Annotated in this window: 7 protein-coding genes and 2 riboswitches; of the genes, 4 read left to right on the top strand and 3 right to left on the bottom strand. The window is 38.8% G+C overall.

Annotation, left to right across the window (positions count from 1 at the left end; genetic code table 11):
- The first annotated feature begins 36 nt into the window (after nucleotides 1-36).
- Nucleotides 37-2,274, top strand: a complete 2,238-nt coding sequence (locus NSQ77_RS09100) for an MMPL family transporter (protein WP_339230460.1) — start codon at nucleotides 37-39, stop codon at nucleotides 2,272-2,274.
- A gap of 284 nt (nucleotides 2,275-2,558) precedes the next feature.
- Nucleotides 2,559-4,121 carry a glutathione ABC transporter substrate-binding protein gene (locus NSQ77_RS09095; RefSeq protein ID WP_339230459.1) on the top strand — a complete coding sequence of 521 codons (1,563 nt, stop codon included), beginning with the start codon at nucleotides 2,559-2,561 and terminating at the stop codon, nucleotides 4,119-4,121.
- Nucleotides 4,122-4,506: 385 nt separating this feature from the next.
- On the opposite strand, the gene NSQ77_RS09090 is transcribed toward NSQ77_RS09095, so the two are convergent.
- Entirely contained in the window at nucleotides 4,507-5,838 is a 1,332-nt protein-coding gene (locus NSQ77_RS09090; RefSeq protein WP_339230458.1) for an N-acetylmuramoyl-L-alanine amidase, read from the bottom strand.
- A 471-nt stretch (nucleotides 5,839-6,309) separates the two neighbouring features.
- Nucleotides 6,310-6,416, top strand: a riboswitch (SAM riboswitch).
- A gap of 117 nt (nucleotides 6,417-6,533) precedes the next feature.
- Here NSQ77_RS09090 and NSQ77_RS09085 point away from each other — a divergent pair.
- Together NSQ77_RS09085 and NSQ77_RS09080 are read left to right on the top strand one after the other, a co-directional pair.
- Nucleotides 6,534-8,159: a sodium:solute symporter family protein gene (locus NSQ77_RS09085; RefSeq protein WP_339230457.1), complete on the top strand. Its 1,626-nt coding sequence runs from the start codon at nucleotides 6,534-6,536 to the stop codon at nucleotides 8,157-8,159.
- Nucleotides 8,160-9,200: 1,041 nt separating this feature from the next.
- Nucleotides 9,201-9,301: riboswitch (purine riboswitch) on the top strand.
- Nucleotides 9,302-9,389: 88 nt separating this feature from the next.
- A complete protein-coding gene (locus NSQ77_RS09080; RefSeq protein WP_339230455.1) occupies nucleotides 9,390-10,685 on the top strand; it encodes an NCS2 family permease in 1,296 nt (431 codons plus the stop codon).
- A 51-nt stretch (nucleotides 10,686-10,736) separates the two neighbouring features.
- On the opposite strand, the gene NSQ77_RS09075 is transcribed toward NSQ77_RS09080, so the two are convergent.
- Complete coding sequence (locus NSQ77_RS09075; RefSeq protein WP_339230453.1) at nucleotides 10,737-11,663, bottom strand: DMT family transporter; 927 nt, start codon at nucleotides 11,661-11,663, stop codon at nucleotides 10,737-10,739.
- Nucleotides 11,664-11,921: 258 nt separating this feature from the next.
- Nucleotides 11,922-12,311 carry an RDD family protein gene (locus NSQ77_RS09070; RefSeq protein WP_339230451.1) on the bottom strand — a complete coding sequence of 130 codons (390 nt, stop codon included), beginning with the start codon at nucleotides 12,309-12,311 and terminating at the stop codon, nucleotides 11,922-11,924.
- Between the last annotated feature and the right edge of the window lie 109 nt (nucleotides 12,312-12,420).

The raw sequence follows: 12,420 nt of genomic DNA, 5'->3' as shown, positions 1-12,420 counted from the left end.
TACATGATTTTAAATGCACCAGAAAGGATGAGATTCGTGAAAGGTCTTTTGAAAAATTGGGGCGGTATTGTTGCAAATACCAAAACTCGTTGGGCGACCTTGTTTATTTGGGTCTTATTGATTGGGATATTTTCATATATTTGGCCGCAAGTCAACGATCGGGAAACCTCAGATACACAATTATTGCCAGAAGATACGATGTCTGTTGAGGCTGGTAAAATTACAAATGAAGAATTTTCTAATGATGCTGGAACGCCATTGCTTTTAGTTTGGCATCGTAATGGAGGACTAAGTGATTCCGATTATGAGATGATTCAATCTCTTTATCAGGATCTAAATGATGAACCGGTTAACCATCAAACATTTATCCCGCCGTTTCAGGATGCTCCTGTTGAAGCAATAAAAGGAAGTGCCTCTGAAGACGGGGAAGCATTGACAACCCCGGTCTTTTTTGATGAAGCTGCAGCAACAAAGGAATTACAAACAGCTCTCGATCAACTGGGAGTTAAAATAAAGGATATATTCGGCAGTGAAGTGCTGGAAAATGAATTAGGAGATTCTGGACTGCACGCGCGTTTCTCCGGACCTGTCGGAATTCAGACTGATACAGTCTCCTTATTCAGCAATGCAGACTTTACTTTGTTAATTGCAACAGTATTGATTGTATTTATCTTACTTATTTTATTGTATCGTTCACCAATTTTGGCACTTGTTCCGCTCGTTGCAGTCGGGATTGCCTATGGAATCATAAGTCCACTGCTTGGCTTTTTTGCGGATAAAGGCTGGATAGTTGTTGACGGGCAAGCAATATCGATTATGACGGTTCTCTTATTCGGGGCTGGAACAGATTATTGTTTATTTATCATTTCACGTTATCGAGACGAATTGCGACACGAACGGGATAAACATATTGCATTAAAACGTGCAATCAGCGGTACAGGCGGTGCCATTATGATGAGCTCCCTGACAACTGTTTTAGGCCTGCTGTCACTTGGATTGGCATATTACGAATCCTATGATCGTTTTGCGGTACCTTTTAGCTTATCAATATTTATTATGGGAATCGCAGCATTGACTGTACTTCCTGCAATTTTGGCCTTGCTCGGACGTTTTGCTTTTATTCCATTTATCCCACGTCCTGAAGAAATGATTCAGGAGATAGAAGAGAAAAAGGGCAAAAAACTGCGTCGGCCAAAGCCAAGTCATCGGTTTGGGAAAAAGATTGGAAAAGTAGTTACAGAAAAGCCATGGACGATTATTCTTGTCAGTGTCATTATTCTCGGCGGACTGGCTGTTTTTGTACCAAAAATGCAATATACGTATGCTTTATTAGATTCTTTCCCGGAGGATATGCCATCACGGGAAGGATTTACATTAATTGCAGACCATTACCCTCCAGGCGAAATTGCCCCTGTTAGTGTGATCGTCGATACAAATGGAGCGGATGTTTCATTGCATGAGGAATTGGCAGACCATCCTTATGTTGAAATAGTTGATGAACCTGTGGAAGGATCGGAAAATAAGGATATGCAAGAATGGCAAGTGACACTTGCGATTGACCCATACTCCACGGATGCAGTAGAAAGCATTCCAGAGCTTCAGACTATCGCAGTGAATGCACTAAGCGATGCTGGTGTATCCAATGCAGATGACTTGGTATGGCTGGGAGGGGAAACTGCGACATTATACGATACAGACCAGATAACCAATCGGGATCAAGGGTTAATTATACCTGCTCTTCTGCTTATTATTGCAGTATTGCTTGTGATTTTTCTAAGGTCTATTGTGGCAATGGTCTACCTATTATCAACTGTTATTATTTCGTATTTGTCTGCGCTCGGTTTAGGCTGGATTGTCCTCCATCATATTTTTGGAGTCACAGAAATTCAAGGATTAATTCCGCTCTATGTGTTCGTCTTTTCGGTTGCTTTGGGTATAGACTACAACATATTCCTTGTTTCTAGTCTATGGAGCAATCGAAAAGAAATGCCGTTGAAGCAAGCTATTTCCAAAAGTGTTGCAGAAACAGGCAGTGTAATCAGTTCAGCTGGACTAATTTTAGCTGGTACGTTTTCCGTATTAGCTGTAATGCCTTTGCAGGTTCTTGTACATTTCGGTACGATTACTGCAATCGGAATATTGCTTGATACGTTTATCGTCAGACCACTGCTTGTTCCTGCTATTACCACCGTCCTTGGGCGTTTTGCTTTCTGGCCTGGTAAGCTATGGAAGCTTCGGGATGATGAGAGTTTAAAAGATCGTGTGAATGACTGATAACGACAGAGCTTGGCTGCTGGCAGAGATGTCAGCAGCTTTTTATAAGTATCAAATCATACAAGCTAATTAATTTGTGGTAAATAACCTGGAGTGGTATGATATTATATGCTTAAATTCGCAGTTAACAAATAGGAATTATAATATTAAGCAGGGGGTTATCTTAAGAGAAAAATTGAAATGTGTTTTATATTGGGGAGTAACGGAATAAATTATGATTGGGGACAACTAGAAGTGTAGATTATAATCAATCTAATAAAATATAATCACTAGGAGTGGTTCAATTGAAAAAAGCATTACTATTTATTTTACTTATTTCAGGTTTATTGGTTATAACTGCTTGTGCTGGTGACGGAGCAGATGAAACAGAGAATACAGAGGAACAAAAGGATCTGACAGTTGGATTAGCTTCTGAACCAGTATCGCTGGATCCGCATGCTGCAAATGATGATAACTCCTTATATGTGATGAATGCCATCTATGATACGCTGGTTGAACAAAATACAAACTTGGAGATTCAACCAGCCTTAGCTGAAAGTCTTGAACAAATTGAAGGTACTGTCTGGGAAGCAAAGCTTAGAAAAGATGTTAATTTCCATGATGAAAGCGCATTTAACGCGGAAGTGGTAAAAGCGAACCTGGATCGCGTTCTCGATCCCGACATGGGCTCACCTCTCGCCTTTTTATTCGATATGATAGATTCGGTCGACGTAATTGACGAATATACGGTTCATATCCATACAAAATATCCTTTTTCAGCATTGCCATCTCATTTGGCACATCCAGGCGGTCATATGATCAGTCTTGAAGCGATTGAAAAAGATAATGAAGCAATCGCCAATGGGGCAGAACCGTTTGCAGCAGTTAATGAGAACCCAATTGGTACTGGATATTTCAAATATGATGAGCGAACAAGCGGTGAACAAATTAAAGTTGTAAAGAATGAAGACTATTGGGGAGAGCAAGCCGGTGTAGATTCAGTAACCTTTAAATTTGTGCCAGAAGATTTAACACGGATTGCAGAGCTGCAAACGGGTGATTCGGATATCATTTATCCTGTAAATACAAGCAATATTGATGAAGTGGATACGAATGAAGGTACACACGTTAAACAATCAGACAGTGCAAGTATGTCCTATCTTGGGTTTAATATAGAAAAAGAGCCATTTTCAGATCCTAGAGTAAGACAGGCAATTGCAAAAGCAATTAATAAAGAAGAAATTACCGAAGGGGTGCTAAATGGCGTTGCCTTACCAGCAAAAGGGCCACTTGCCCCGACCGTGTTTGGGTATGATGAAGAGGTAGATCCGATTGATTATAATGTTGCTGAAGCAAAGGAACTATTAAAGGAAGCGGGCTATGAGGATGGTTTCAATGCTACAATGATGACCTATGATACAAATACATCAGATATTGCGCAGGTTATTCAAGCAGAGCTAAAGAAAATAGGTGTCGATATTGATATTGAAATGACTGAAGTAGGAACTTATTTAGAAGTGACAGGTAATGGTGGTGTCGATATGTTTATCGGAAGCTGGGGAACTGTAACCTTGGATGCGGATTACGGGTTATACCCAATGTTCCATTCAGCTAATGCCGGGAATCCAGGAAACAGGTCTTTCTATGCAAATGATGAGGTAGATGCATTACTGGAAGAAGCAAGACAAGAAGGAGAGGAAGGGGCAAGACTGCAACTATATAGCGAGGCACAGCAAATTATTGTGGATGAAGCTCCGATCGTGCCGCTTTACCATTCTGTATTGCTAGCTGGTTTGAGGGATGAAGTGAATGGGTTTTATCAGTTTCCAAGCAGTTTCCCATTTTTGCGTGATGTATCGGTAGAGTGACCGGATTTATACAAGGATAAAGAAGTCTTCATCCCTAAAGGTGAATAATTAAATCCTAATGAAGCTTATAAAAAATCATCCGAACCAGTTCGAATTCTAACTGGAGAATTAGTTCGGATGATTTTTTATTTTACTGCGTAACCAGCATACTTTTAAATGCTAGTTGGTGAAAATCTGATCTAATTAAGTACCATGACATCAGTAGCTGAAGGCAATTGGTGGGAAAAACCTAAGGTTTGAGGTCCTATAACAAAGTAACTCGAAGAAGAGTGCGAGCAATTTAACAGGTAACGTTTCTCCTTTCATGATTTACGTTATGCTACGTAAATTGTCAGAAAGGAGAGTAGTTTAATAGTATAAAAACTTAAAAAAGTGGATAACTATATTATTCTTGTATATCTTGAAGTATTTCTTCTAATTTTTGGAGTGTAAATTGAATCATTCTCCCATATATATTTAAAATATTTTGCCCGTAATTATCTCCGGGGACTGCCCATTTTCCGTTTAATGCAATCCAGCTTTGAGCAGATCCTCTAGTCATCATGTTAAAGCGAGGGTCAACTAGTGGATATTTATCTGGTAATGGATCAGTGGATGCATATGCAAATAAATGCTGGATATGAGCGAGCACACCTTCTCTTGGTGTATCGAAACTTGCACCAGGATTATCTGGCCCAGTAGCTCCTAATCCACAAAAGTTGTTTTGTTCAGACTGTACAACACCAGTAAATCGCAAAAAGTCTGTTTCATGCATTGCCTGGGCAAAGGCGATATCTCCTCTAATTCCATAGTAGTTTCCAAAGGTTAAATAATAGATTCCTAGCTCAATAGCATGTGGATGGATATCTTTAACACACTGATCCATTAGTTCTGATGTTAGAAAAATCTGTCCTAATATAGAATAACCAGAAGTATCTTCTTCGTTTTCAGTAATAATGAAGGCATCTTCAATTCCTGCATTTTTGACCTCGTTCAATCGACTCTCCGCATTTTTTTGGTTCGAAAAAGCACCAGCTTGAACACGGTACCATTGCTCACCAGAAACTGTAATGGTTGTAACAAATGACTCGATACAATGTGAATCCAAGTAAGCTACTCTTTTATCTGCGTTTTCTCTTGATTGGAAGGAACCAGCTATTACTTTATAAATGGCTTCAGAATCATTTTCCTTTCTCTGAAGATCAAACGCTTTCGCTAAGCCGTTCACATGACCTAGTGCAACATTTTCGCGCCATGAAGATTGTTTCATTAAATTTGCGTCATGTGTGTTATCAATAAATCCATTTTCTGTTAAGAGTGCTGGCATTGATGTTTCACGTAAAACATGGAAATTTGCTTTTTTCTTTCCGCGATTTGTTAGACTGTTTATTTTAGTTATCTCTGTATGCAAACTAGCTCGGTATGCAGCAGTCTGTGAAGAATCGGATAAACTACTGTGAATATAGTCTTCATATCCATTAGCAGAGCCGTTAGAGGCATTGCAATGAATAGACAAGTAATAATCAGCTCCCCAAGAATTTGCTTCATTTGTTCGCTGTTCTAGACTCTTACTGCTATCATTTGTACGGCTCATTTGTACTTCAACATCTTCATAATCAGCTAGTAAAATGTTACGAATTCGAAGAGCAATATCTAAAACAATATCTTTTTCATTTATTCCATTGCCCCTTGCTCCTGTATCTGATCCACCATGGCCTGGGTCTACATATAATTTCATACAACTACCCTCTCTTTCATAAAGTTTAATTCATTACTATAGTATGAAAAGTAACAAATTGGAATTGGATAAATTGTTCATTATGCATGAAATTGTGCAGAATGCTGACGCTTAAAGTAATATACTGATAGCAAACGGTGCTAATGTTTATTAATTTATTGGTGGTTATTGCTTCCTTTGTAAATGAAGTGACATTAATCCCCACTGCTGTGTTTAACTGCATTTTCAGGGAGACATTTGTCGAAAGGATAGTTACAACTTTCTGCTGAATACGAGTCATTATCTTAACCAACGCACCTGTAAAAAGGTCTGCTTTTTTAACATTAGCGAAATAAATGGATTTTATCTAGCAGCTTCCTTTACTTAGTAATGTGACAATCGAATGATAGAGAGTTGAGTAAATGTTATTTTAAAATAATATTGACTTTTCCGTTATTAAGGTGTAATTTTAATACAATTGAATAGTTGAACTTCTTATCAAGAGAGGTGGAGGGACATGGCCCTTTGATACCTCGGCAGCGGGCTCAATTTATGAGTACTGTGCCAATTCCATCAGACACTGGTCTGAAAGATAAGAAGAGGTGCCCTGAATTTATCTACCCTCTTCTTATGGAAGGGGGTTTTTGTTTTGGCTTTGTAATTGAATATTGGTGGTTTGTAATAAGGTGATTTAAATATTAAGGGAGTGACTGATTGTGACAGAATATGGTGTATGGACAATTATACTGGCATTAGGATATACATTTGCACTAATTACTGCAGGACAAATTGCTAAAAGGCGTGTGACAAAGAAAGATAGTTATTTTGTTGGAAATCGGAATTTTAATAAATGGATTGTTGCGTTTTGTATAACTGGGTTATTTTCAGGATCCACATTCATTTCTATTCTGGAATTATCCTATTTAACAGGTATTTCCGCAATCTGGTATGGAGTAGCGGAAATGGTTCAAATATTTATTATTGCTTTGTTGATTATACGTTCTTTCCGGAAAAAGATGCTTGTAACAGTTTCTGGCCTGATAGGAGATACATATGGAAGAACGGCAAAAGGCTTATCGGGAGCCATAACAGCATTCGCATTTCCAATGTGGTCTGTTGCCACTGCAATCGCATTTGCTTCAGCATTTCATGTGTTTACAGGTATTTCATTAAGCTTATCCGTTGCGTTTACTGCTATTTTACTTTTTATCTATCTGCAAGCTGGGGGCATGTGGTCCATTGCTTTTACACAAACGATGAACATGTTTGCATTCGGATTAATGATCGTGATTGGACTTATTGCTTTTTTCATCAATCCAGGATTTTCAGGTTTAGCTGCATTGAACATGGACCGTCCAGAAATGTTTAACTTTGGAAGTGTCGGTCTGCAAGTGATTGTCGTTTGGTTTGGTACTTTTCTAGTAAACGTCATTCTGGCTCAGGCTGCTTTCCAAATGGCATTGTCCTCCCGCTCGCCAGAAGAGGGTCAAAAAGGACTTGTCATGGCAGGATTCATGGCGATTCCATTTATAGTCGGTGGAGTTATCTTCGGAATATCTGCTGCTACCGTTGTGCCGAATGCATCCACTGGACTTATTGCGATTCCGCAGTATCTGATGGAAGTATTGCCTGCTCCATTGGTAGGTTTGTTTTTCCTTGGTGTATGGGGCTGTGCACTTGGGTGGGGTGGTCCATGTCAGTTCTCAGGTGCGACAAGTCTTGGGCGTGATGTAGGAAGTGCGATTAAACCAAATGCAACAGGAGATCAGCTTATTAAATATACGAAAATCTCGCTGCTGCTTTTAACTGGTCTGATGATTGCTTTTGGCTTATTGCGAACAGAGCAATCCGCATGGTGGAATGTATTTGCTTGGACGATACGAAACAGTGCAACGTTTGCACCAGTAGTAGCTGCGCTATTCTGGCCTGTAGTAACAAAGCGAGCTGTTGTCGCTTCATTGTTCACAGGGTTTTCTAGTGGTCTGTTATGGTATTACCTGGGCGGCTGGCATCCACAGGAATTTTATTTAAACATACACCCAGTTTGGATTGGAAGCTCGATTAATATCCTGACAATTACGTTGGTAACACTGGCTAATAGAAGAACGAATCTAACATTGCGAAAAACAGATCGCTTTGGTTACGTGGGGTTAACTGGAGGAGTTATTTTTACACTGGTGAATATTTTATATTTTGAACAGGCGTATAATAATGGATTGTTTGGGCTGTTTATGTTTGTAGCTGTATTGAGTTATTTCATAGCGGCTATACGGTTTGTGAGATTAGAGGAGCGAGGAGCAGTAGTTTTAGAGGAGCAGGAATACGTTGCTTCCAACAGTTAAGAAACTAACATGATAAAATTTCTAAATAGATAGAAAGTTTATCGTTCAGTAAATAGGGGTATAGACGATTTATCGCAATGAAAAGTAATAAGTAAAAGTGTTAGTTGGGAATGGAGGTAGAATAAGTATGGATTTAATTATCACTGCTTTCGTTGCCTTGATTGGTGTCTTTGTATTAACCATTAGGGCGTTTACAGCAGTATATAAAAATAGATTAAAGGATTCTAATTAGGAACTTTGGATTCGTTATGATAGGCAGCATTATGTTTTGCTGTCATCTATTTGACAAAGTTATTTGTTCTTGAATGAAAGCTTCTTGCAAAACTATGACATACTTACACAAGGTTGTAAGAAACCTATAAAATAGCAGAAAAGGAAACGTGGTAGTGGAACAGACGTTTTCCCTTAATCATAACAAAAATGCATAAGGGCTTCCTTCCTTGGAGGGAGAGCCTTTTTGTGTTTGAAGGGATATCCTTTTGAAAAGAAAAGCTCCAAAAACCACCGAATCTTATATCACAGACGTCAAAGGATTCCAAGCCTATTTGTTGGAACGGTCGAGCGATCAAACACTTCTCAAACAATCCTATCTCGTTTTTCGTTTGTACGTATAGAATCATCTTTTCAAGGAGAACTATACTGTATTAATGATTAACCAAAAAGTTAAAAGTCTGAACGGATTGTTATGTTTTAAATACAATTTATGTAAAACGAAATAATAAAGTCATCTAATATTCCGTGTACTCATTTTTCAATGGAAGCAATTTTTGAAGGGTTTCCACATCTTCCAAATATAAAATAGGGAGGGGGAAAAGCGTGATTTGAACGGAACACACCGTATCCGCAATATAGAGGACTCCTGATTCATGTTAATCTTCATTCACAGAATTAGATATAGAAGAATTAGGAACGACCTGAGTATATCAACCTTTAATAGGGAGAGTGAGTATCAATTTACCGCGTTCAATCTCTATACCAGTGATTACCCTCCCGTCCCCCTTGACGCACCACCCGCCAACTTGTTATCATTTCTCTATTGTTCAAAAACAAATAGCTACATCTTGTATAAGTCCAGGAATATGGCTTGGACGTTTCTACCAGCTACCATAAATAGCTTGTCTACAAGGGATGGGAATGTATATTTCTATACCTTTTACTGTTACTTTGGCATGCTGGAAAGAAGCCAAGGTTTTTTTATACAAAGGTAGCAAATGGGAGATACTACACATCATGAAAAACTTTTTTGGTTTTACAGAAAGAAATACATCATATAAACAGGAAGTTTTCGCCGGTCTGACAACGTTTCTTTCCGTATCTTATATTTTAGTCGTAAATCCGCTTATTCTGAGTCAGGCAGGGATGGATCGGGGAGCTGTATTTACAGCTACTGCGCTTACTGCAATTATTGGTACATTACTTATTGGGTTACTTGCGAATTATCCGATTGCGATCGCGCCTAGTATGGGGCTGAATTCATTCTTTACTTTTTCAGTTGTTATCGGAATGGGGATTGAATGGCAAGTAGCTTTGACTGGCGTTTTTATTGCAGGAATTATTTTTATGATTTTAAGCTTGATGAAAATCAGAGAAAAGATCATTAATGCGATACCGGTTGATTTAAAACATGCGATTGCTGCTGGGATTGGATTTTTTATTGCGTTTATCGGCTTTAAAAATGCAGGAATTATTGTTGCTAATCCAGATACGTTTGTTGCGATTGGTGACTTAACATTACCTGGAACAGCATTAGCTATCGTTGGTCTTCTTATTACCATTATAATGCTCGTTCGTGGTGTGAATGGGGCAATTTTTTATGGAATGGCGATTACCACGATGATCGGAATGCTTGTTGGGTTAATTAAAATTCCCTCCTCGATTATTGGTACGATTCCGAGTCTTGAACCAACATTTGGTGCTGTGTTTATGAATTTAGATGCTATTTTTACACCGGATGTATTGGCAGTTATTTTTACCTTTTTATTTGTTGCCTTTTTTGATACAGCTGGAGCTTTGATTGCACTTACGAGTCAAGCTGGCATCATGAAGAATAATGAGATTCCGAAAATAGGAAGGGCGCTGCTTGCTGATTCTTCAGCCGGGGCAATCGGGGCGGTGCTAGGAACCTCTACTCCTGCAACAAGTGTAGAATCCTCTTCAGGTATTGCGGTTGGTGGGAGAACTGGCTTTACATCGGTTATCATTGCACTATGCTTTGCGATTGCATTATTCTTTTCGCCAATTCTAGCTGTCATAACGACAGAGGTTACTGCTCCTGCCTTAATTATTGTTGGGGCATTAATGGCGATGGATATTCGAAATATTAACTGGAGTAAAATTGAAATTGTTATTCCAGCATTTTTGACGATTATTATGATGCCACTAACTTCCAGTGTGGCGATGGGACTTGCCTTTGGATTTATTCTTTATCCATTATCGCTCCTTGCGCAAAAGCGTAATAAAGAAATACATCCGATTATGTACGTGCTTTGCTTGCTATTTATTTTATATTTTATTTTTATTGCATAGCGAATTAAAAAATAACCCTTAGGGTTCAGTCACCCTGAGGGTTTAATGTATTTAGTGTACATACCGTTTCTGTTTCAAGAGCACCTGCCAAATTCCTCTCATCTCACCAATCGCGATTGCTGCCATAATCAGCAAAACACCAAACCATCTGGAAGGTGCAACATATTCTGCTAATCCAAGGTATGCAACAACTACTGATACAGGAAGCTCGATTGCACCAAGGATGGTGGCTAAGCTTGCTGGCAGATGTGGAGTTGACATGGCAAACAGGAGTGGTGTTAAAATCAGTCCACATAGAGCAAGCGCTCCTGCATAGATCCAGATGCTTCCACTGCTTAAAACATTGGCATTTAATGTCAGGTGTGGTGGAAATAGTATAAAGATTAATAGTGCCGCACCTGTCACCATAATTGGTGACCGAATTGTTGCTGGAACATCAATTGCTACACGTCCACTAACGATAATAAAAGCGGAATACGTGAATGCAGAGCCGATTCCGAGCAGGAAGCCTATAAGTGTTATCTCGTTTAACCCACCGTTAAATACATCTGCTGCAAATAATACACCAACTAATGTTAGTGCAACAGTGAGCAATGTTTTGCCACTTGGTTTCCGGCGGTAAATAATCCATTCAAATAATACTCCAACCCATACGAATTGGAATAATAGAACAACGGCTAGTGATGCTGGCAGATATTGCATAGAGCCATAGTAAAGGACACTTGTTAAGCCGGTGAAGCTTCCAGCGACCATAAGGGAGAGTATCGTTTTGAAGGAAAGCTTTTTAAGTGCATGTGGATGGTGTCTGATGGCAAACAATCCAATAATCCAAAAAACGACCAATGCAATGGTTGCTTGTATGACATTAATTTCACTGAGGCTCCAGCCTGCGGCAAACCCTAATTTGATAAATAGCGGGTTCAGCCCAAAGAAAAAAGCCCCTAAAGAGAAAATAATAATCGCATGATGTCTCTTCATATAATTTTCCCTCCGTACTATTAAAAATATTAAAATATGAATTCTATTTAAAGAAGACCATCTTATCTATTATAGCATATTTGCTGAGTTTATTGGACACTGACTAGTTGTTAAGGATGAAGTAAAACTTTACTTAAAATTAATCGGATTTTTTCTGGATTTGAGGTTATTTTCATTACCAAAAGTAAAAAACGAGGATAAGGCATCATAGCCTTATCCTCGTTTAGGGAATCATTACAAATTTATGGTGTACCTTAATTAAACCTCTCGAACCACTGTACCAGCAACCTCGTCATGGGGCAGTACAGAACCATTTTCACCTTCAAAGACTTTGCGGTCCTTCATGTATTTAAATGTGCTTAATGTATCTCGGTAAGCCATTCGTTTAATGATTTGGCCGCATGTTAGCTCAGATCCATCCTTATTTTCAAGGGCGAGTCCCATTGTTTTATATCCAAGTGTTTGACCGCATGTTTTTAACTGTGCATATTCCAAAGACCACATGACAAGGGACGGTGTAACGAGTGCATGGAAAGCTTCATTTTTAATTTTCTTTTTTAAAAGATATTCGACACCGACTGACGCGACGCCTGAAATAACACTGTCGATAAAAACTGCTTTTGTACGCTTTTTCGTAATTGCTTCCACAGAAATTCCCCCTGAAAATTTAGTTGTTTCTATTATGTACGAGTACTGCAGCAAAAGGTTTCGCTTCATCTAAAGAAATTTGTTGCTTAATAGGTTTTTTTATCATGTG

It is taken from the genome of Oceanobacillus sp. FSL K6-2867 (assembly GCF_037963145.1).
Taxonomy (GTDB): domain Bacteria; phylum Bacillota; class Bacilli; order Bacillales; family Amphibacillaceae; genus Oceanobacillus.
The sequence above is the reverse complement of the archived record's forward strand: the minus strand, read 5'-3'. Positions and strand labels throughout refer to the sequence as shown.

Bases quoted from the DNA above. Each gene is read 5' to 3' on its own strand.
- NSQ77_RS09075 (WP_339230453.1), bottom strand. From the start codon at position 11,663: ATGAAGAGACATCATGCGATTATTATTTTCTCTTTAGGGGCTTTTTTC.
- NSQ77_RS09090 (WP_339230458.1), bottom strand. From the start codon at position 5,838: ATGAAATTATATGTAGACCCAGGCCATGGTGGATCAGATACAGGAGCA.
- NSQ77_RS09080 (WP_339230455.1), top strand. From the start codon at position 9,390: ATGAAAAACTTTTTTGGTTTTACAGAAAGAAATACATCATATAAACAG.